Annotated in this window: 18 protein-coding genes; 14 read left to right on the plus strand and 4 right to left on the minus strand. The window is 69.8% G+C overall.

Annotated features, from left to right (window positions below; genetic code table 11):
- Positions 1 to 153: 153 nt before the first annotated feature.
- The 3 genes from RIV12_RS06625 (at position 154) to RIV12_RS06635 (ending at position 2,134) form a co-directional block, all read left to right on the plus strand.
- The gene (locus RIV12_RS06625) at positions 154 to 450 is read left to right on the plus strand and encodes a DUF2249 domain-containing protein (protein ID WP_003785642.1); all 297 of its coding nucleotides are present in this window, start codon (positions 154 to 156) and stop codon (positions 448 to 450) included.
- Positions 451 to 571: 121 nt separating this feature from the next.
- On the plus strand, positions 572 to 1,801 hold the full coding sequence (gene moaA / locus RIV12_RS06630) for a GTP 3',8-cyclase MoaA (protein ID WP_309322896.1): 1,230 nt from the start codon (positions 572 to 574) through the stop codon (positions 1,799 to 1,801).
- Between the two features lie 24 nt (positions 1,802 to 1,825).
- The gene (locus RIV12_RS06635; RefSeq protein ID WP_309322897.1) at positions 1,826 to 2,134 is read left to right on the plus strand and encodes a MoaD/ThiS family protein; all 309 of its coding nucleotides are present in this window, start codon (positions 1,826 to 1,828) and stop codon (positions 2,132 to 2,134) included.
- Positions 2,135 to 2,251: 117 nt separating this feature from the next.
- Here RIV12_RS06635 and RIV12_RS06640 read toward each other — a convergent pair whose 3' ends face one another.
- Positions 2,252 to 2,719, minus strand: coding sequence for a molybdenum cofactor biosynthesis protein MoaE (locus RIV12_RS06640; protein WP_309322898.1), 468 nt, complete (start codon positions 2,717 to 2,719; stop codon positions 2,252 to 2,254).
- 181 nt (positions 2,720 to 2,900) lie between these two features.
- Here RIV12_RS06640 and RIV12_RS06645 point away from each other — a divergent pair, with 181 nt between their 5' ends.
- From RIV12_RS06645 to mobA, 3 genes are all read left to right on the plus strand, one after another.
- Positions 2,901 to 4,226, plus strand: coding sequence for a molybdopterin molybdotransferase MoeA (locus RIV12_RS06645; RefSeq protein WP_309322899.1), 1,326 nt, complete (start codon positions 2,901 to 2,903; stop codon positions 4,224 to 4,226).
- 89 nt (positions 4,227 to 4,315) lie between these two features.
- The gene (moaC, locus tag RIV12_RS06650) at positions 4,316 to 4,810 is read left to right on the plus strand and encodes a cyclic pyranopterin monophosphate synthase MoaC (RefSeq protein ID WP_309322900.1); all 495 of its coding nucleotides are present in this window, start codon (positions 4,316 to 4,318) and stop codon (positions 4,808 to 4,810) included.
- Positions 4,797 to 5,471 (plus strand): molybdenum cofactor guanylyltransferase, encoded by a 675-nt coding sequence (mobA, locus tag RIV12_RS06655; RefSeq protein WP_309322901.1) that lies wholly within the window; start codon positions 4,797 to 4,799, stop codon positions 5,469 to 5,471. Before moaC ends, mobA begins: the two co-directional genes overlap by 14 nt.
- Before the next feature lie 43 nt (positions 5,472 to 5,514).
- On the opposite strand, the gene RIV12_RS06660 is transcribed toward mobA, so the two are convergent.
- Positions 5,515 to 6,048 carry a MogA/MoaB family molybdenum cofactor biosynthesis protein gene (locus tag RIV12_RS06660; RefSeq protein ID WP_075416915.1) on the minus strand — a complete coding sequence of 178 codons (534 nt, stop codon included), beginning with the start codon at positions 6,046 to 6,048 and terminating at the stop codon, positions 5,515 to 5,517.
- 321 nt (positions 6,049 to 6,369) lie between these two features.
- On the opposite strand from RIV12_RS06660, the gene RIV12_RS06665 reads away from it, so the two are divergent.
- From RIV12_RS06665 to moeB, 8 genes are all read left to right on the plus strand, one after another.
- Positions 6,370 to 7,698: an MFS transporter gene (locus tag RIV12_RS06665; RefSeq protein WP_309322902.1), complete on the plus strand. Its 1,329-nt coding sequence runs from the start codon at positions 6,370 to 6,372 to the stop codon at positions 7,696 to 7,698.
- 196 nt (positions 7,699 to 7,894) lie between these two features.
- Positions 7,895 to 11,671 carry a nitrate reductase subunit alpha gene (locus RIV12_RS06670; protein WP_309322903.1) on the plus strand — a complete coding sequence of 1,259 codons (3,777 nt, stop codon included), beginning with the start codon at positions 7,895 to 7,897 and terminating at the stop codon, positions 11,669 to 11,671.
- Complete coding sequence (narH, locus tag RIV12_RS06675; protein ID WP_309322904.1) at positions 11,671 to 13,353, plus strand: nitrate reductase subunit beta; 1,683 nt, start codon at positions 11,671 to 11,673, stop codon at positions 13,351 to 13,353. The genes RIV12_RS06670 and narH overlap by 1 nt, the downstream gene beginning before the upstream one ends.
- Before the next feature lies 1 nt (position 13,354).
- Positions 13,355 to 14,116, plus strand: coding sequence for a nitrate reductase molybdenum cofactor assembly chaperone (narJ, locus tag RIV12_RS06680; RefSeq protein WP_309322905.1), 762 nt, complete (start codon positions 13,355 to 13,357; stop codon positions 14,114 to 14,116).
- 1 nt (position 14,117) lies between these two features.
- The gene (gene narI / locus RIV12_RS06685) at positions 14,118 to 14,906 is read left to right on the plus strand and encodes a respiratory nitrate reductase subunit gamma (protein ID WP_309322906.1); all 789 of its coding nucleotides are present in this window, start codon (positions 14,118 to 14,120) and stop codon (positions 14,904 to 14,906) included.
- Positions 14,907 to 14,939: 33 nt separating this feature from the next.
- On the plus strand, positions 14,940 to 15,902 hold the full coding sequence (gene modA / locus RIV12_RS06690) for a molybdate ABC transporter substrate-binding protein (protein ID WP_309322907.1): 963 nt from the start codon (positions 14,940 to 14,942) through the stop codon (positions 15,900 to 15,902).
- A gap of 42 nt (positions 15,903 to 15,944) precedes the next feature.
- Positions 15,945 to 18,062: an ABC transporter permease gene (locus tag RIV12_RS06695; RefSeq protein ID WP_428978919.1), complete on the plus strand. Its 2,118-nt coding sequence runs from the start codon at positions 15,945 to 15,947 to the stop codon at positions 18,060 to 18,062.
- 41 nt (positions 18,063 to 18,103) lie between these two features.
- Positions 18,104 to 19,432 carry a molybdopterin-synthase adenylyltransferase MoeB gene (gene moeB, locus RIV12_RS06700; RefSeq protein WP_309322908.1) on the plus strand — a complete coding sequence of 443 codons (1,329 nt, stop codon included), beginning with the start codon at positions 18,104 to 18,106 and terminating at the stop codon, positions 19,430 to 19,432.
- A 219-nt stretch (positions 19,433 to 19,651) separates the two neighbouring features.
- On the opposite strand, the gene RIV12_RS06705 is transcribed toward moeB, so the two are convergent.
- Together RIV12_RS06705 and RIV12_RS06710 are read right to left on the minus strand one after the other, a co-directional pair.
- A complete protein-coding gene (locus RIV12_RS06705) occupies positions 19,652 to 20,218 on the minus strand; it encodes a zinc transporter (protein ID WP_309322909.1) in 567 nt (188 codons plus the stop codon).
- Between the two features lie 266 nt (positions 20,219 to 20,484).
- Entirely contained in the window at positions 20,485 to 21,138 is a 654-nt protein-coding gene (locus RIV12_RS06710; protein WP_256696078.1) for a DUF6318 family protein, read from the minus strand.
- Positions 21,139 to 21,389 lie beyond the last annotated feature (251 nt).

Here is a 21,389-nt window from a genome sequence, read left to right on the forward strand (position 1 = left end):
GTCGTTGATGAAGTTTCGGTAGGTTTGAGGAGCGCAGGTCGCGCCGCTAGAGGCGGACGGCCGTGCCGGTGGAGATGGACGGCCGTTCCTGCTGGCCCTGCGGTGGTAGTAAGGTCACGCCCACCAGTACGAAACACTCCGAAGGAGACCCCTATGAGCGAGAGCCCCGAGCTGCTGCCCGTCACTGAGAAGAAGTCCAGCTGCGGCTGCCACGAGCACAGCGATGAGCGCCTCACCCTGGACGCGCGCGCCATCCCGCACCGTCTGCGCCACGCCGCGGTCATCGGTGCCGCCTCCTCCCTGAACCCCGGTGAGGGCTTCGACCTGGTGGCCCCGCACGTGCCCACCCCGCTGCTGGCCCAGATCGATCAGCTGCCCTTCACCTTCCAGCACACGCTGCTGGAGCAGTCCGAGGGCTTCGCCCGCGTCGAGATCCTGCGCACCGCCTGATCGGCGCCTCATCACGGCCGGTCGGCGGGAGGTACGCGCGGCTCTGAGCCCTGGGCCATGGGCTCAGGGCCTCATCGGGCCTCACTCCGTGCCACCGGCGCGCTCCCGATATGCTCGACGCATGACGCCAGCACCGCTCGATGCCGCGGTCGTCGGTACGGGCAGGATCCGTGGGACCTCCACGGACCTGCCCATGCCGACGACCCGGTCGGTGCTACCCGAGCCACCTGGACGTCCCGGTCCGTCGGGCTCGGTCCTCCCCGAGGAGACGGCCCCGGTACCGCCGGCCCTGGCTGACGACGACGTCCCCCAGCAGCTGATCGACCGCTACGGGCGCACCGTGCGCGACCTGCGCCTGTCCATCACGGACCGCTGCAACCTGCGCTGCACCTACTGCATGCCCGCGCAGGGGCTCCAGTGGTTGCCCACCCCGGATCTCCTGACCACTGCCGAGCTCACCCGTCTGGGGCGCATCGCCGTCGAGCGCCTGGGGGTGGAGCGCATCCGGCTGACCGGTGGTGAGCCGCTACTGCGTCGGGACCTGGAGGAGATCATCGGCTCACTGTCCGCGCTGCGGACGTCGACAGGGGTCAAGCCGGACATCGCCCTGACCACGAACGGCCTGGGGCTGGAGAGGCGGGCCGCCGGACTGCGTGCAGCGGGCCTGGACCGCGTCAACGTCTCCATCGACTCCCTGGACCCGCAGGACTACGCCGCCATCACTCGCCGAGACCGGCTCGCCGACGTCCTGACGGGGATCGCCGGCGCCCAGGAGGCCGGCCTGGCTCCCATCAAGGTCAATGCCGTGGCCGTGCCCACCACCGTGGAGCACCGCGCGCCACGGCTCCTGGCCGAGTGCCTGCGCCGTGGCTGGCAGCTGCGGTTCATCGAGCACATGCCGCTGGGACCGCGCGAGACCTGGAGCAGCCAGGACGTCGTCGGCGTCGATCAGATCCTGGAGGTGCTGCGGGAGGCCGGATTCACCCTCACCGAGGTGGGCCGTCCGGACCGTCGTCCGGCTGCGCTGTGGCGCGTCGCCGCCGGAAGCGCGTCGGGCCAGGACTACCCGGCCGGGACGGTGGGCGTCATCGCCTCAGTCACCGCCCCCTTCTGCTCGGACTGCGACCGGACCCGCATCACGGCCGACGGGCGCCTCATGACCTGCCTGTTCTCCAGCACCGAGACCGACCTGCGCGGCCCCATGCGCGCCGGGGCCGACGACGACGAGCTCATCCGCATCTGGGCCAGGGCCACCTGGGGCAAGCCCCGCGCGCACGGCTCGGACAGCCCCCAGACCGAGAGCGACGGCTTCGCCCGCCCGCAGCGCACCATGTCGGCCATCGGTGGCTGACCCGAATCGTAAGGAACCACCACGATGAGTCCCTCCCCCGAGCTGTCCCCCAAGACGGGCGCGCAAGCGGGTCCGGAACAGATCTCCGTGACCCTGCGCTACTTCGCCGCGGCCGCTGAGGCCGCCGGGCGCCCTGAGGAGCGTCTGGAGCTGCCCCGGGGCACAACGCTGGCGGGTCTGCGCGAGCAGCTGGCCGGGAGGGGGCTGGAGATGGCGCGAGTCGTCCCGATCTGCAGCTTCTTGGTCAACTCGGTCTCCACCCCGGCGGACTCGCTCACGCCCTTGACCGACGGCGACGCCGTCGACGTACTCCCTCCCTTCGCCGGAGGGTGAGTCTGCGACCACGATGCCGCACCGCGCCCGCATCGATCCGGGCAGGTTTCACGTCGCTCGACCGTTCTTCTTCCCGGGTACGCGAGGAATGCCGGCTCGGCGAAGAAGGAGGGGCGATCAGGCGATGTTGCTCCACTGGGTCGAGCCGTCGGTGAAGGTCTGGCGCTTCCACACCGGCAGGCGCTCCTTGACCTCCTCGACGATCTCGCTGCACACGGCGAAGGCCTCAGCGCGGTGGTCGGAGCTGACTGCGACCGCGAGCGCCGCCTCCCCGACGCTCAGGTCGCCGACACGGTGGACGACGCCGAGGGCGCGCACCCGACCCCGCTGGGCCACGTCCTGGGCGATCTGCTCGACGATCTGGCCGGCCATGGGGTGGCAGGAGTAGCCGATGCCGGTGACGGCGCGCTCGGCGTCGTGGTTACGGACCACGCCCTCGAAGGTGACGACGGCGCCGGCGGCGGCGTCCTGGACGGCGTCGGCGAGCTCGGTGACGCTGATGGGGGCCTCGGTGACCTCGGCTCGTACCACGCGGGCCGTGGAAGCCGGGAGTGGCCGGCTGGGCTGGTCGGGGCTGGGCGTCACGGGTTCTCCTCGTCCTGGGCACCGGGTTGGGCGTCATCGGGTGGTCGGCCGCGAGCATACCCATGTGGGAGCCTCCGGCTGAACGGGCATGATAGGCCCAGGACGTTCGGGCACTGCCCCGCCCGCGACCGTCCACCCTGAGGTCGCGACTCCCAGGTCAGCTCGTCGAGAAAGGACCGCTATGGCGCAGATGATTCCCCTGGAGGACTATGTCGCCCAGGTGCTTGAGGCCCTCTCACCCCTGGAGGCCGGCCGCCTGGCGCTGGGGCGGGCCCACGGCCGGGTACTGGCCGAGGACGTGACCGCCGCCGTCCCGGTGCCGCCGTGGACGAACTCGGCGATGGACGGTTACGCGGTGCGCGCTGAGGACACGACCGGCGCCTGCCCACAGACGCCCGTGGTTCTGCCGGTCAGTGGGGATGTTCCGGCCGGTGCCGCACCGCATCCCCTCGCGGCGGGAACCGCCCAGCGGATCATGACCGGGGCGATGCTGCCCGAGGGTGCGGACGCCATCGTCAAGGTGGAGGACACCGACCAGGATCCCGGCCCGCACCCGATTCCGGAGCGCGTCGAGATCCGCGCCGCGGCGAGTCCCGGTCTCAACGTGCGCCGAGCCGGGGAGAACGTGGCCTCAGGCGACCCGGTCATGGCGGCGGGGACGAGGCTGTCCGCCGCGGCCCTCTCCGCCCTGGCCTCCGTGGGGCTCGGCTCCGTGCTGGTGAGGGCGCAGGTGCGCGTGGCCGTGGTCTCCACCGGGGCCGAGCTGCGTGACGCCGGCCAGGCGCTGGAGCCCGGAACGATCCCCGACTCCAACTCCCTGCTGCTGGCCGGGCTGGTCGCCGAGCACGGGGCCGTGTGCACGAGCGTGGCCCGCAGCGGAGACACGGCCGAGGCCCTGGCCGAGGTGCTGCAGCAGGCCGCGGCCGGCGCCGATCTCATCGTCACCTCCGGGGGCGTGTCCGCGGGGGCCTTCGATCCTCTGACGATGCTGGCGCAGGCTCAGCGGGGCGAGGAGGCCCCGGTGCGTCTGGACTTCGTCAAGGTGGCCATGCAGCCGGGCAAGCCCCAGGGGCACGGCTGGGTGCTCGCCGACGACGGTCGGCGGGTGCCGATCATCTGCCTGCCGGGCAACCCGGTGAGTGTCCTGGTGTCCTTCACCACGATCGTGGCCCCGGCTTTGGCCCGTCTGGCCGGGCAGGACACGGCGGACGGCGGTACCGAGCCGCTTCCGGGCCGGCCTCGCCCGACGGCACGTGCGGCGGTGGGCTGGCGGACCCCGCCGGGGCGGCGCCAGCACGTGCCGGTGCGTTTCACTGACGCCCCCACCGGCTCCGACGTCGGCGACGATTCGGGTCACCTCTGGGCCACTCCCACCCACCGGCTGGGTTCCGGCTCGCACCTGGTGGCCTCACTGCACGCCGCGCAGGCGCTGGCGGTGGTGGACGCCGAGGTCGAGGCGGTCGAGGTCGGCGACGAGCTGCCCCTCATCCCGTTGTCCGCCTCGTAGAGCTCGCGGGCAGCCGCTTGGGAGCCGCCCGCGAGAGCCCGGACCGCGTCCACGACATGTGATCCCACACCCCATTGAAGGAGCCTCATATGACTACCCGCCCCGAGATCACCCTCACCCACCTGGACGAGGCGGGCGCCGCCTACATGGTGGACGTCACCGCCAAGACCCCGACCGTGCGCGAGGCCCGTGCCAGCGCCTTCGTGACCTGCTCGGAGGCGATCGTCGACGCCCTGCGCAGCGGCTCTGTCCCCAAGGGCGATGTGCTCGCCGTGGCCCGCGTGGCCGGGATCGCGGCGACAAAAAAGGTCCCCGAGCTCCTCCCCCTGGCGCATGTCATCGGCGTGCACGGGGCGCACGTGGACCTGGAGATCGTCGACGGCGGCGTGCGCATCGAGACCACGGTGCGCACGGCCGACCGCACAGGCGTGGAGATGGAGGCCCTCACCGCCGCCACCGTGGCGGGACTGGCGATCGTCGACATGGTCAAGGGAGTGGACCGCGGCGTCGAGCTGCGCGAGGCCAAGGTGGTCGCCAAGTCCGGGGGACGCTCAGGGGACTGGGTGCGCGGTGACGGCGCCTGAGCAGGCGGCCGGCGCCGCTGTGAGCTCCGCGGACTCGGCCGATATCGCTGATGTCGCCGACGTCATCGTGCTGGCCGGGGGGACCGGCAGGCGGTTGGACGGAGTCTCCAAGCCCGACGTCGTCGCCCGGGGGGCGCGTCTGCTCGACCACGTGCTGGCCGGTGCGGAGCGGCTGCGGGAACAGGGCCTGGCGCTCGGGCGCGTGTGCGTCGTCGCCCCGGCGGAGGTCGCGCTGCCGGGCGGCGTCCTGCGGGCGCTGGAGGACCCTCCCCTGGGAGGGCCTGTCGCCGGGATCGCGGCCGGGCTGGCGCTGCTGGGCAGGAGCGATCCGGTTGCGGAACTGACCGGGATCCTCACCTGCGACGCGCCCTTCTCCTGGCGGGCGCTGCCGGCCCTGCACCGGGCGCTACTGGGAGCGGGAGGGGAGCTGGACGGCGTCTGCGCCCGCGACGGCGACCACACCCAGTACCTGCTGGGCCTCTACCACCGCCGGGCACTGGCCGCGGCCGTCGCCCCGGGCGGCGTGCCTCTGCGGGACACCGCCGTGCGCCGGGCCCTCGGGGCGCTCCGTGTCACGGCGATACCCACGACTCGGGACGTCGTGCGGGACCTGGACACCTGGGCCGAGGTCCGCGCCTGGGACGCGGGCGACTCTGAGTAACGGGCCCACTCAGGCCGATTCGCTCCGTAGCGCCCGGTGGCGCTCAGTGGTCTCCGCCGCCGAGCTGCTCCAGGACGTGGGGCACCAGGGGGCCGACGACGGCGACGGTGTCCTTGACCCCGCCGCGCGAGCCGGGGGCATTGACGATCAGGGCGCCGTCGGCGCCGCGAGAGGTCACTCCAACCAGGCCGCGGGACAGTCCCGCCAGCGGCGTCTTGGTCAACCCGTGGGCGCGGATCTGCGCCTCAATGCCCTCGATGCGGGTCTCCAGCAGTGGCGCCGTGGCCTCCGGGGTGAGGTCTCGGGGGGTGACCCCGGTACCGCCCGTGGTCAGGACCACCCGCGCGCCGGCGGATACCGCCCGCCTGATCGCCTCGCGCACCGGCTCGACGCCGTCGGGCACGAGGTCCACCGTGTCGACGATGACGTCGTGCTCGGCCAGGAGGCGCTGGGCCAGTGGGCCGGAGAGATCCTCGCGCTCACCGCTGACGCAGCGGTCGGAGACGGTGATGACGGCGCCCTTGACGGGTTCGGGCAGGGCCGCCAGGCCCTTCTGGACGATGGGGGTCTCACTCATGGGCCCACCGTAGTCCGCGAGAGCCTCCGCCGAGACTCTCCGGTCGGAGCCGGCCACCGAGGGGTTCTCGGCGCTCTCACTCCACCCCCCACATTAATTAGATAACCTGAGTTTAACTTAATTTGCTTAAGCCGAGCGCGGCCACCCCTCCGTTTTCCCCTTGTATTGCTCAAACAATCCCCTCCAGCCTGAAGATCTGACCACAGACGTGCATCATGAGGGCGGCGCGTGCCCGCACGCTCCCTCCCACATCGTCACAACAGCCTCAGGTCCACGGCGCCGTCGCCGAGCAGACCGGGCCTTACACACAGCAGGAGCCCTATGCCCACGCTTGACACCTCCGGTCGCGTCCTCACAGGGTGGAACCCCGAGGAGCCGGAGAACTGGTCCGCGAAGATCGCCTGGACCACTCTGGCAATCACCACCTTCTCCCTCATGCTCGGCTTCACCGTCTGGTTCCTACCCAGTGCGGTCGCCCCCAGGCTCAACGACATCGGCTTCCACCTGACCAAGAACCAGATCTACTGGATCACCTCGATGCCGGGCCTGTCCTGTGCCGCGCTGCGCCTGATCTACATGTTCCTGCCCGCCACCATCGGCGCCCGCAAGATGATCGGCTGGTCCTCCCTGCTGTACATCCTGCCGATGCTCGGCTGGTTCTTCGCGGTGCAGAACCACAACACCTCCTTCGGTGTCCTGCTCGCTCTGTCCTTCGCCTGCGGTATCGGGGCCGCCACCTTCTCCGGCTACATGCCGTCGACCGGCTTCTACTTCCCCAAGCGCCTGGCCGGCACCGCCCTGGGCCTGCAGGGAGGCCTGGGCAACATGGGTATGAGCATCATTCAGCTCGCCGCCCCCTTCCTCATGAGCATCAGCCTGTTCGGACTGACCTGGGTCGCCCCCCACCACGAGGGCGCCCCCATGGTCATCAACGCCACCGTCTTCTTCCTGCCCTGGTCCCTCATCGCGGCCTTCCTGACCTTCCGCTACATCAAGGACGTCCCGCTCAAGGCCAACATCAAGGAGCAGATGGACATCTTCGGCAACCTCGACACCTGGCTCATGACGGTCCTGTACATCATGACCTTCGGCGTCTTCTCCGGGTTCGCCGCCCAGACCGCCAACATCATCAACAACAACTACGGCGCCACCTCCGACCTGGCCGACCACTTCGCCAAGGCGGACCTGCCCCAGGGAGCCTCCTACGCCTTCATCGGCACCCTCATCGGCTCCTTCCTGCGCTTCGCCTGGGGGCCCCTGTGCGACCGCTTCGGCGGAGCCATCTGGACCTTCGTCTCCGCCATCGGTATGGCCGTCACGATGGCCTGGTGCGGATACCTGGTGGCCGCCGCGGACGACCCGGCCGACTTCACCATCTTCATGGTGGCGCTGCTGGCCATGTTCTTCTTCGCCGGCGTCGGCAACGCTTCGACCTTCAAGCAGATGCCGATGATCATGCCCAAGCGCCAGGCCGGCGGCGCCATCGGCTTCACCGCCGCCGTCGCCTCGCTCGGCCCCTTCCTGGTCGGTATCGCCCTGACCCTCATGCCGACGCACGTCTTCTTCTACGGCTGCGCCGTCTTCTGCGTCCTGTGCGCCGCCATCTGCTGGATCCGCTACGCCAAGCCGGGCGCCAAGCGTCCGGGCTGATCCGGCACCCGGCCCCGGCCGGGACCTCCCCGTCGGGGCCGCCGCCCACAACCGACTGACCAGCTCGACGGCGGATGCGACCAGCGTCCTGGTCGCATCCGCCGGGAGCAGCCAGAACCACTCAACGCCCGCCCCCACCGGCTCCGGGCCACCAACCACCAGTAACCCGCCAGCTTCACGGACCAAAGGACCATTGATGAGCACCACCGGCTCCCAGACCACCGGCCCCGGGATCGTCCCTGGGCCCGACCAGCAGGTCGAGAACGCCCCCGGACTGCTCACGCTGGGCTCGTACCTGCGTCGAGGACAAGCCTCTGCCGACGCCCGCCGCCTGTTCCTGACCGGTGGGCGCGAGTCCGACACCTTCTACAGGCACCGGTGGAGCCACGACAAGATGGTCCACTCCACCCACGGGGTCAACTGCACCGGGTCGTGCGCCTGGGAGGTCTACGTCTCCGACGGCATCATCACCTGGGAGAAGCAGATCACCGACTACCCCACCACGGGGCCGGACATGCCCGAGTACGAGCCCCGCGGCTGCCCGCGTGGCGCGGCCTTCTCCTGGTACACCTACTCCCCCACGCGCATCCGCTACCCCTACGTGCGCTCAGTCCTGCTGGATGCCTTCCGCGCCGCGAAGGCCGACAACGACGGCGACCCGGTCGCCGCCTGGGCGCAGGTCACCGGTGACCCCACCACCGCCAAGGCCTACAAGTCGGCCCGAGGCAAGGGCGGCATGGTGCGCGTGGGCTGGGACGAGGCCATGGAGATCGTCGCGGCCGCCTACGTCCACACCATCCGCGCCTGGGGACCGGACCGGATCGCCGGCTTCACCGTCATCCCGGCCATGTCCCAGGTCTCCTACGGCTCCGGTGCCCGTCTCCACGAGCTCATCGGCGGCGCGATGCTCTCCTTCTACGACTGGTACGCCGACCTGCCGCCGGCCTCACCGCAGGTCTTCGGAGACCAGACCGACGTCCCCGAGGCCGGCGACTGGTACAACGCCCAGTACCTCATGATGTGGGGCTCCAACCTGCCGCTGACCCGTACCCCGGACGCCCACTTCATGACCGAGGCCCGCTACCACGGGCAGAAGGTCGTGGCCGTCTCCCCCGACTACGCCGACAACACCAAGTTCGCCGACCAGTGGCTGCGTGTGGCCCCGGGCACCGACGGCGCTCTGGCCCAGGCGATGGGGCACGTCATCCTCTCCGAGTTCCACGTCAAGCGCGAGGAGTCCTTCTTCCTGGACTACATGCGCCGTCACACCGACTCCCCCTTCCTCATCGGGCTGGAGCCCTCCCCCGACGGCACCAGCTATGTGCCCGGGCGCTTCGTGACGGCCTCCGACGTCAACGGTGTCGCCACCGGCGCCCCGAAGAACGAGTTCCGTCCCCTCGTGTGGGACCGCGAGCGCGGCCCGGCCGACCCCGGCGGCACGCTGGCCGACCGCTTCACCCCCGAGGGTGAGGGCAAGTGGAACCTGCTCATGGACGGCGTCGACCCGGTCATGAGCATCCTGGACCTGCACGGCGAGGGCCCCCAGGTGCAGGCCGCCGAGGTGCTCCTGCCCCGCTTCGACCTGCCCGGTTCCTCCACTCCCGAGGGATCCGTGGGCGGCGGCGTCGTGCGCCGCGGCGTGCCGGTCACCCGCATCGGGGACCGCCTGGTCACCACCGTCTACGACCTGCTCCTGGCCCAGTACGCCGTCGAGCGCCCCTCCATGCCGGGCGAGTGGCCCGCGGACTACCAGGACGCCACGGTCCCGGGCACACCAGCCTGGGCCAGCGAGATCACCGGCGTTCCGGGCCCCGCCATCATCCAGGTGGCGCGCGATTTCGCCCTCAATGCCGTGGAGTCAGGCGGCCGCTCCCAGATCGTCATGGGCGCAGGCATCAACCACTACTACCACGCCGACCAGATCTACCGGACGATCCTGGCACTGACCTCCATGTGCGCCACCCAGGGCGTCAACGGCGGCGGCTGGGCCCACTACGTGGGTCAGGAGAAGGTCCGCCCGCTCAGCGGCTTCCAGCAGTACGCCTTCGCCCTGGACTGGCACCGCCCGGCCCGGCAGATGATCGCCACCGGCTTCTGGTACATCACCACCGACCAGTGGCGCTACGACGCCACCTCTGCCGAGCGCCTCGCCTCCCCGCTGGGGCCCGGGACCCTGGCGGGCAAGACGACGACCGACGCCATGGTCGAGGCCATGAAGCGCGGGTGGACGCCGTCCTACCCGACCTTCAACCGCAGCCCGCTGCTTCTGGGCCAGCAGGCCGCCGAGGCGGGCATGGACCCCAAGGACTACGTCGTCGAGCAGCTGCGCTCCGGCGAGCTGCGCTTCGCCTGCGAGGACCCCGACGCCCCCGAGAATTTCCCGCGCATCCTGTGCTCGTGGCGCACGAACCTGCTGGGCAGCTCGGCCAAGGGCACGGAGTTCTTCTTGCGCCACATGGTGGGTGCGGACAACGACGTCAACGCCGTCGAGACCCCGGCCGAGCAGCGTCCCGCCTCGGTGACATGGCGCGACGAGGCCCCCGTGGGCAAGCTCGATCTCATGTGGACCGCGGACTTCCGCAACACCTCCACCACCCTGCACTCCGACGTCGTCCTGCCGGCGGCCACCTGGTACGAGAAGCACGACATCTCCTCGACCGACATGCACCCCTTCGTGCACTCCTTCAACGCGGCCATCGACCCGCCCTGGGAGGCGCGCACCGACTTCCAGGTCTTCCAGACCCTGGCCGAGCTCATCTCCGCCTGGGCCCCGCGTTACCTGGGCACCCAGACCGACGTCGTCGCCGCACCCCTCAACCACGACACCCCCGACGCCCTGACGATGGCGCACGGCGACGTGTCCTCCCTCCCCCAGGAGTGGGTGCCGGGAGTGACGATGCCCAAGCTGGTACCCACCCAGCGCGACTACACCCAGATCCGGGCCAAGTTCGACGCCCTGGGCCCCCTGGCCGAGAAGCTGGGGCTGCCCTGCAAGGGCATCATGCTCAAGCCCGGGCCGGAGGTGGAGCGCCTGGCCCGCAACCACGGGGTCTCCACCGACGGCGAGGCCGCCGGCCGGCCGCTGCTCGACACCGACATCCGCGCCGCCGACGCGATCCTGGCGCTGTCGGGCACCACCAACGGACGCATCTCCACCGAGGGCTGGGACACGCTGTCCAAGCGCACCGGCACCCCGCTGGTCGAGCTCAGCGAGGAGGAGGCCGGCAAGCTCATCTCCTTCGCCGACACCCAGGTCAAGCCCCAGGGGGTCATCACCTCCCCGGAGTGGTCCGGCTCCGAGCACGGCGGGCGGCGCTACTCGGCCTTCGTGGTCAACGTGGAGCACGCCAAGCCCTGGCACACCCTGACCGGGCGCATGCACTACTACCTCGACCACGACTGGATGCGGGACATGGGCGAGTCCCTGCCGGTCTTCCGGCCACCGCTGGACTTCCACGCCCTGTACGGGGAGGCCGCGCCGGGCTCAGTGTCCACGAGCCAGGCGGGCACGGCGGAGGTCGCAGTGCGCTACATCACCGCGCACAACAAGTGGGCGATCCACTCGCAGTACTTCGACAACCTGCACATGCTCACGCTGGGACGCGGGGGCCAGACCATCTGGATGAGCCCCCAGGACGCCGACAAGATCGGAGTCAAGGACAACGAGTGGGTCGAGGCCTACAACCGCAACGGCATCGTGGCGGCGCGCGCTATCGTCTCCCACCGCATCCCCGAGGGCATGGTCTTCATGCACCACGCCCAGGAGCGCACCATGAACACCCCGCTGACCGAGTCCAGTGGCAGGCGTGGCGGGACGCATAACTCGCTGACCCGGATCGTGCTCAAGCCCAGCCACTTCGCCGGCGGCTACGGGCAGCTGGCCTACGCCTTCAACTACATCGGCCCCACGGGCAACAACCGCGACGAGGTCACGCTTATCCGTCGCCGCAGCAACCAGGAGGTGACTTTCTGATGAAGGTCATGGCCCAGATCGCAATGGTGATGAACCTCGACAAGTGCATCGGCTGCCACACCTGTTCAGTGACCTGCAAGCAGGCCTGGACCAACCGTGAGGGCACCGAGTACATGTGGTTCAACAACGTCGAGACCCGTCCCGGCGTCGGCTACCCCAAGGGCTGGGAGGACCAGGACACCTGGCGCGGCGGCTGGGAGCGCACGGCCTCGGGCCGCCTGCGGCCCCGCTCGGGCGGACGCCTGCGCCGCCTGGCCAACATCTTCGCCAACCCGGAGATGCCCACGGTCGAGGACTACTACGAGCCGTGGACCTACGAGTACGACAAGCTGCTCTCGGCCCCGAAGGACTCCCCGGCGCTTCCGGTGGCACGCGCCAAGAGCCAGCTGACCGGCGAGTACATGCCCACCATCAAGTGGGGCCCCAACTGGGACGACGACCTGGGCGGCTCCATGGAGACCCTCCAGCAGGACCCGATCATCGAGGCGATGAGCACGAAGGTGCGCACCGACATCGAGTCGGCCTTCATGTTCTACCTGCCGCGCATCTGCGAGCACTGCCTCAACCCCACCTGCGTGTCCGCCTGCCCGTCGGGCGCCATGTACAAGCGCACCGAGGACGGCATCGTCCTGGTGGACCAGGACGCCTGCCGCGGCTGGCGCATGTGCGTGTCCTCCTGCCCTTACAAGAAGGTCTACTTCAACCACGCCACCGGCAAGGCCGAGAAGTGCACCCTGTGCTACCCGCGTCTGGAGATCGGCGAGCCCACCGTGTGCTCGGAGACCTGCGTGGGCCGCCTGCGCTACCTGGGCGTCCTCCTCTACGACGCCGATCGCGTCTCACAGGCCGCCGCCGTCAAGGACCCGCAGGACCTCTACATGGCCCAGCGCGAGATCCTCCTCAACCCCCACGACCCCGAGGTCGTGGCGGGCGCGCGCGCCGAGGGTGTCCCGGACAACTGGATCGAGGCGGCCCAGGCCTCCCCCATCTGGGACCTCATCGACACCTACGAGGTGGCCCTGCCCCTGCACCCCGAGTACCGCACCATGCCGATGGTCTGGTACATCCCGCCGCTCTCCCCGGTCGTCGACGAGGTCGCGGCCGCCGGCCTGGACGGCGAGAACTACAAGGTGCTGCTCACGGCCGTCTCCGACATGCGCATCCCGCTGGAGTACCTGGCGGGCCTGTTCACGGCCGGTGAGACCAACACGGTGGAGCTCGTGCTGCGGCGCCTGGCCGCGATGCGCTCCCACATGCGCGACGTGCGCCTGGGCCGCGAGCCCGACCCCGCCATCGCCGCCGCCGTGGGCCTGGACGGCAAGAAGCTGGAGGCCATGTACCGCCTGCTGGCCATCGCCAAGTACGACGACCGCTACGTCATCCCCACCACCAAGCCCGAGGTCCCCCGCGGCATGGAGTCCATGGGCAACGACGTCAAGACCCTTCTGGGTGAGGGCGCACCGGCCGGATGCCACCCCGACGTCGCCTCCTTCCACGGTCAGGGCGGTGCCGGCGGCGTCAACAACGGCCCGGTGAGCCTGCCGCTGCCGACCGTGCGCCGCGAGCCGGTGCCGGCTGCCGGCCCGGGCATGCCGCAGGTCGGCGTGCCTGAGCCGGTGGGGCAGGCCCAGGTGGCCGACTCCTCGACCGGCCCGGCGGTCGCGGCCCCCAGGGACCTCTGAGATGGTCTCCTTCGTCCGCGCCCCCCGGGCCCTTCAGGAACCCACCGAGGTGCACCTGACGCCCTCTCAGCGAGCCACCGTGCACATGGCGGCCTCGCTGCTGCTGGACTACCCGGCCGAGGGCACTCTGGAGACGCGTCTGAACGCCGTCGAGGCCGAGCTGGCCACGCTGCCGGCGGAGGTGGCCGTCCTACTGGAAGAGTTCATCACTCAGGCACGGCGCCGCGGCGAGCGGGCCATGGCCGAGCACTACGTGGAGGTCTTCGACCGACGCCGGCGCTGCTGCCTGTACCTGACGTACTACACGGTGGGCGACACCCGGCACCGGGGCGCCGCGCTGCTGGCCTTCAAGCAAGCGCTGGCAGCGGCCGGATACGAGATGGCCGCTGATGAGCTGCCCGACTACCTGCCGGTGGTCCTCGAGCTGTCCGCGCGCAGCGGTGATGAGGTGGCCGGCACGCTCCTGTCCTCCCACCGCGAGGGCATCGAGGTGCTGCGCAGCGCCCTGGCCGACGCCGCCTCCCCCTATGCGGGACTGGTGGAGGCCGTCTCGATGACCCTGCCACGGATCGACGAGGCCACCGCCGAGCGCGTGCGCGCCCTCGTGGCAGCCGGCCCGCCCACCGAGACCGTCGGAGTCACCGACACCCTGCCCTTCCCCACCATCCCCGTGCGCAACCCGAGCCTGTCCGGTGCACCCGCCGTGCCGGGCTCCGTACCAGTCGCCGACCCGTCCCCCTCACGAGCAGCCAGGAGAGCATGACATGAGCCCGATTCAGCAGAACCTCATGTGGGTGGCCCTGCCCTACGCCAGCCTGGTGCTGCTGGTGGCAGGCATGATCTGGCGGTGGCGCACCGACCAGTTCGGGTGGACCTCCCGCTCCTCGCAGTGGAACGAGTCCCGCATCCTGCGCCTGGCCTCCCCCCTGTTCCACCTGGGCTTCCTCATGGTGATGGGCGGTCACGTCGTCGGGCTCCTGGTGCCCAAGGACGTCACCGAGATGCTGGGCATCTCCCAGCACATGTACCACCTGGGCGCCACCTACCTGGGAACCTTCGCGGCCATCATGACGATCGTGGGCCTGGCAGGGCTCATCTACCGGCGCCTCGTCGTCAAGAGCGTGCGCCTGGCCACCACCCGCAACGACCTGGTCATGTACTGCTTCCTCATCGTCCCGATCCTGCTGGGATCGGCCGCCACGGTCCTCAACCAGCTCGCCGACGCCCACGGCTACGACTACCGCGAGACGATCAGCCCCTGGCTGCGCTCGGTGCTGATCCTCCAGCCTCGCCCCGAGCTCATGGCCGACGTGCCGGTCTCCTTCAAGCTCCACGTCATCGCCGGCTTCCTGCTCCTGGCGATCTGGCCCTTCACCCGCCTGGTCCACGTGGTCTCCGCACCCGTGGGCTACGTGACCCGCCCCTACGTGGTCTACCGTTCACGCGAGGGCGCCACCTCCACTGCACGGACCTCACGCGGCTGGACCCCGGTACGGACCCAGGGAACCGGCAACCAGGGGGTCAACGACGTCACCCCCTCCCAGGGAGCCTGAACCGGCCGCCCTGCCTTCTCGAAAGGACACGCATTGAGTGTCTCCCGCCGCGCGGCCATCGCCGCCGTCAGCCTGCTCTCCGCCGTCTCCCTGGCCGCCTGCGGCGGCTCCGCCTCCAACAGCTCCACCGGCGCCGCTTCGGGCGCCGCCTCCGCAAGCGCCTCGGGCGGCGTGCAGAAGGCCACCGGCAAGGTCACGGTCCTGGCCGCCGCCTCCCTCCAGAACGCCTTCGAGGAGATCGAGAAGACCGTGGAGAAGGACAACCCCGGCCTGGATGTCACCTTCGACTTCCAGGGTTCCCAGGACCTGGTGTCCTCCCTGGCGGGCGGTAACAGCGCCGATGTCCTGGCCACCGCCAACAACTCCACGATGAAGACCGCTGCGGACCAGAAGCTGGTCGGGGACCAGACCGAGTTCGCCACCAACGTCCTGACCCTCATCGTCCCCAAGGGCAACCCCAAGAAGATCACCGGGCTGGACTCGTCGCTGGAGGGCGCCAACCTGGTCATCTGCGCCCCCGAGGTGCCCTGCGGTGAGGCCACCAAGAAGCTCGCCGCCGCGCAGGGAGTCACTCTCAACCCGGTCTCCGAGGAGCAGAAGGTGACCGACGTGCGAGGCAAGGTCGAGTCCGGTGAGGCCGACGCCGGCATCGTCTACACCACTGACGCCGCGGCCGCCAAGGACAAGGCGGACAAGATCGACATCCCCGACGGCGGCGTCGTCAACCACTACCCGATCGCCCAGACGGCCGAGCCCGAGAACCCTGCGGGCGCTCAGGCATTCATTGACGCCGTCACCGGCAAGGCCGGTCAGGAGATCCTGGCCAAGCACGGCTTCGGCAAGCCCGGCAGCACCACTGCCAGCGCGAGTGCCGGGGCGAGCTCCAGCGCTGGGGGCGGTACCGCAGCGAGCACCGCCCCGTCCCAGGCCGCGACCGCTGAGGGGTCGTCCGCCCCGGAGGCGAACAAGTCCACCGCGGAGACGACCGCTCCGTGACGGCTTGCAGGTCTGACTCGGCGACCTGGTACACATGATTCTGTGAACCAGATGCCCCCCGTTGCGCTCTCCGAGCAGCAGTCGGTACGACGGCCCGTTCGCGCCCTCCTGGGGCGTGGGCGGGCCGCTCGTTCGCCTTTGCCCGTCCTCGTGACCGCGCTGGCCGTCTTGGGAGGTTGCGCGATCGTTCTGCCCCTGGTGGGCATGGGGACTCGCGTGTCCTGGGGGCAGCTCCCCCAGCTGCTGGCGACGCCGTCGGCGCAGGCTGCGCTGTGGCTCTCGATCCGCACCTGCCTGACCTCCACGGTCATCTGCGTGGTGCTGGGTGTACCGCTGGCGCTGCTGCTGTCCCGCAGCTGGCCGGGTGTGAGGATCGCGCGGATCCTCGCGGTGCTGCCGATGACGATGCCACCGGTGGTGGCCGGTATCGCGCTGCTGTCCACGTTGGGGAACCGGGGCTTGCTGGGGGCGCAGCTGAAGGAGTGGGGAGTTCCCATCGCCTTCTCCACCACTGCGGTGGTCATCGCCCAGGTGTTCGTCTCCATGCCTTTCCTGGTGGTCACCCTGGAGGCGGCGCTGCGCAGCCGCGACAAGCAGGCCGAAGTCACCGCCCGGAGCCTCGGGGCCGGCCCATGGCGGGTTCTGGCGCAGGTAACGCTGCCGCTGGCGACGCCGGCTCTGGCCCGGGGCACCGCCCTGGCCCTGGGCCGGAGCCTGGGCGAGTTCGGGGCGACCATCGCCTTCGCGGGCTCCAAGGAGGGCGTCACCCGTACGATGCCACTGGCCATCTACCTGGAGCGGGAGAAGGACACAGCCACCTCGTTGGCCCTCGCCGCCGTGCTCATCGGGCTGTCCTTCGTCATCGTCGGGGCGACCAACATCGACTGGGGCAGGGTGGCCAGCCACCTGCTGGCCCGCCACGGACACCAGGACCACGAAGCCGCTGCGTCGGAGCCCCAGAGCTCGGAGCCCTCGGCCCCGGGCGGGGATGACCGGACTGCCGAGTCGCCCCAGGGCACCGGGCGTGGCCAGGACCTGCAGGTCGCCTTCGAGCTGCCGGAGCGTGATGTCGCCGTCGACCTGGAGGTGGAGGCGGGGCGCACGACGGCTCTCATCGGTCCTAATGGCTCGGGCAAGTCGACGGTCTGCTCCGTGGTGGCCGGTCTGCTGGATGCTGAGAACGGTCGAGTGGTGCTCGGTGGACGAGTGCTGGACGGCCCTGGGCGCTTCATTCGGGCGGGGCGCCGCCGGGTGGCGCTGCTCAGCCAGGAGCCGGGCGTCTTCACCCACATGTCGGTGCTGGGCAACGTGGTGTTCGCGCTGCGCTGCCAGGGGGTGAGCCGGGCGGAGGCGACGCGTCGGGCCCGCGCCGAGCTGGCCGCCGTCGGGGCCGCTCACCTGGCCTCCCGTTCGGGTGGCGCGCTCTCGGGCGGGCAGGCGGCCCGGGTGGCGCTGGCTCGGGCGCTGGCGACGGGGCCTCGCCTGCTGGTCCTGGACGAGCCGATGGCCGCCCTGGACGTCACCGCCCGCCAGGAGATGCGCCGCCTGGTGGCTCGCCGTTGCGCCGAGGAGGGACTGACACTGCTGCTGGTGACCCATGACGTCCTGGACCTGACGGCGCTGGCTGAGGACGTCGTCGTCCTGGACCGGGGCCGAGTGGTGGAGCAGGGGCCGACGGCGCGGGTCCTGTCCGCGCCGCGTTCGGACTTCGTCGCCCACCTGACGGGGACGGCCGTGCTCACGGGGGTCATCGACGGCGACGCCGAGGCTCCCGGGTTGCGGCTGCCGTCAGGGCAGGTCATCCACGGCCGTCCCCGGGAGGAGGCCACTGGCCGGCAGGTCGGCGAGCCGGCCGTCCGCGACAGCCATGACGAGGTGTTGCACCCCGGAGCGCCGGGTATTGCGCTGGTGCCGCCCGACGCCGTCGCCCTCTACCGGCAGGCACCGCACGGCAGTCCCCGCAATGTCCTGACCGGCCGGGTGACGGGGCTGGAGCGCTCCGGGGCGCTGGTGAGTGTGCGCCTGGAGCTCGAGGAGGGGCAGCGGCTGTCAGCGGCGGTCACCGCGGGTGCCGTGGCCGAGCTCGGCATCACCGAGGGCCGGGAGGTCTGCTGCGTCATCAAGGCGGTGCAGGTGCGTATCCTGGCTCGCCGGGGTTGAGGACCGCGGCGCTGAGACCTTGGATGAAGAACCGGGCGAGGATGAGGGAGGGCGAAGTGAGCGCTGTTGAGGGAAGCGATCTGGATGGCGTCTGCGGTTCGGTGATCGCTGAGGAGCGTCTACGACCGCTGAGCCGCGATGAGCTGGAGCGCTACCACCGCAATGCCCTCGTGCCGCAGGTGGGGCTCGTGGGGCAGCAGCGCATCCGCGCCTCCCGAATCCTGCTCATCGGTGCCGGTGGGCTCGGGGCGCCGGCGGCCCTGTACCTGGCGGCCGCCGGAGTGGGGACGATCGGGCTCATTGACGACGACAACGTCGACGTGTCCAACCTGCAACGCCAGGTCATTCACGCCACGGCGGCCGTGGGGCGCCCCAAGGTGGACTCGGCGGCCGAGGCGATCAGGGCGCTCAATCCTGACGTTGAGGTCGTTGCCCACCGGAGGCGGTTGACGGCCGATAACGCCCGGGGCCTTCTGGGCGGCTGGGACGTGGTCATTGACGGCACGGACAACTTCCCCACGCGGTACCTGGTCAATGACGCCACCGTCATGCTGGGGCTGCCGCTGGTGCACGGGGCGGTACTGGGGTTCAACGGGCAGGTGGGGGTTTTCGACGCGCGCCGGGGACCGTGCTACCGGTGCCTGCACCCCGCCCCGCCGCCCGCAGGATCGGTGCCCTCCTGCGCGGAGGCCGGGGTGCTGGGAGTGCTGCCCGGCATCATCGGGACGATGCAAGCCGCCGAGGCGCTCAAGCTGGTCATCGGTGGCGCCCAGCCGCTGCTGGGGCGCCTGGCGATGCTCGATGCCTGGGGGGGGGCGCACCTGCGGGAGATTCCGGTGGCGAAGAACCCGGCCTGCCCGGTGTGCGGGGAGAACCCGAGTATCACCGGGCTGGTCACGGGGGCTGATGCCTGCGTGCTCCCCCAGGCTCCTGATGCCGATGCGCAGCCCCATGCACGAGCCACCAGGGAGGACTCCCACCGGCAAGCCGGGCACCCCGAGTCGGGCTCCAGTACATGCCCCTGGACTCAGGTGGCTGGAGAGGCCCAGACATCAGGATCGGCGGAGGGCATCATCTCTGTTGCCGAGCTGCAGGGGCTCCTGGACGCTGCCGAGCCACCGGCGCTGCTGGACGTGCGCGAGGACGTCGAGGTGGCGCTCGAGCCACTGGAGGGAGCCCAGCACATTCCACTGCGCGAGGTGGTGGTGCGTATGGGTGAGCTGGACGCGAGCCGGTTGACTGTCGTTGTGTGCGCTGCTGGGGTGCGCTCGGTCCGGGCCATCGAAGCACTGAAAGCGGCTGGCTACCCAGGGCGACTCCTCAACCTTGAGGATGGGATGAAGGCATGGACGTCTGGCTCATCCGCCTAAAAGGTGCCTGCGGTGTTGGGTGCCTGACTTCTGGGTGTGGAGGGATGCCCGGCTGGATGAGGCCCGCTCACCTCGGCGTATCTGAGATGGCGGACCTCAAGCGGGGCCAGTAGGGATTCCGGACCCACCCCTGGGGGATGGTGTTTTCGGTGTCGTGATGTTTGCTCGCATCACGCGAGTGGAGATGGCGAGATGTGAGTGGAGCAGGCGTGTGGGGAGTTAGTGGCCTTGGGCTTCTTCGGCGTCGTCGGTGAGGTAGGTGATGATGCGGACGAGGTCGTAGGGGGTGGAGGTCTCGGTGGTGGTGATGGTGCCGTCGATGGGGTGCCAGGTGGTGTCGCCTTGGGGGCGGTAGCGGGTGGTCCAGGTGGTGGTCAGGGTGGTGGTGACGGCGGTGGCGGTGTGCTGGTAGTGGTGGGTGACGGTCTGGTTGGGGTAGGGGGCTCCGGGGTCGGTGGTGGTTGTGGTGGTGCCGTCTCCCCAGTTCCAGGTGTAGGAGGTGGGGGTGAACTCGACCTCGATGGGGGTGCCCAGGATGGTGGTGGTCTGGTAGCGCACGGCGGGGTTGGTGTAGACGATGAAGGGCATGGAGATGACGACCTGCGGCCCTGGGGGCTGACGGGTGATGCCCGAGCCGGAGGCGATGAGCGTGGCCGCCTGGCGGGTGGTGATCGTGATCGTGCGGGGCCCACCACCGTTGGTGGGTTCGGCGGGTTGAGCAGGCCCGTCGCTTGGTGGGTTGTAGCACTTGTCGCTTATATGCCCGGATTCGTCCTTCTGAGGCATGCATTTTTGCTGGGGCTTCTCATCCCACATCGACGGGTCGGAGGCCACCACAGCCGGACGCTCCTGAGACGGAGGCTCTTCAGAACCCGGCGTCCCCTCCTGCGGAACGGTCTCAGTCACCTCGCCATAGGCCTGACTGCCACCGTCGACGTTTCTCGCCCCTAACTTCGCCCCAGGAGCATTGGAATCTTGTTCTTCAGCCCTCAAAGAAGGGGTCACGAGAAGTAAAACCGAAACTATAGCAGCGGCAATACTGCATCTTGCTTTCATTTTGAAACCACCTCAACAGCCCCAATCATCCATCTGCCATTATTGTATCGAATTCCGAAGTTCACCTCCTGCCCAGTTATTGCTTCAGAGGTGGTGGGATTACTTCCATCTCCGTAGTATGAAGCCATCTTTCCGTAGTTGACGATGACCTTGACTCTGTTGTAGTCGTAACCTTTTAGCTTCTCATAGAAGGTCATTTCGATGATTTCCTGATCCCACTTGTCTGCCCATCCCCCTTTGCTGTGGATGTCGTTGGCGTCATCGATAGTGGACTGGCAGAACTTGCAGCGGTCATCGCTCATGGCAGCTAGTTCGGTGGTGTTGCCGGTCATGAAGGCGTAGCGGTAGAGCTCGAGGAAGTAGCGAACACTGGAAGCGGCCCCCTCGGGGCTCTCCTGGTTCATCTGCTCAGGCTTGGCGGGTGCGGGTTCTGCCAGGGCGGCGTCGCGCTTGGCCTTGAGATCGGGGGTCAGAGCAGCGTCCCGGGAGGCGCTTGCCGAGGCGTTGGCGTCGGCGACGCCCTTCTCAGCCCGGGCGATAGCAGCGGATGCGCTGGCACTCGCGCTGGCGCTGGCCTCGGCCTCGGCATCCTTCAACGAGCAGGCCGCCACCCCCAGCGCCAGCACACACACCGCCACCAATCCAGCCACACCCCTCCGGCGCCCGAGACGAGCACCAGACCAACCCCGGCGCCCCAACAGCGCCGACCCGCTCAACCGTTCCCGCCTTCCACGTAGAGCCAGTTGCTCCGCGTGCCCGCTGGAGCCGTCGGGGTCCAGGCGGGATTGAGGGCTTTGCATCATGGGGTGTCGTTTTGGTGGGGCCGTCTGGTCGGGGCTGGTTGCTGGCTGCCGTACACCTGTGGGTGTGGGGGATCGTAGGGACGCACTGATCACGGAAG

Origin of the sequence: Actinomyces stomatis (assembly GCF_031292835.1) — a bacterium.
Taxonomy (GTDB): Bacteria; Actinomycetota; Actinomycetes; order Actinomycetales; family Actinomycetaceae; genus Actinomyces; species Actinomyces stomatis.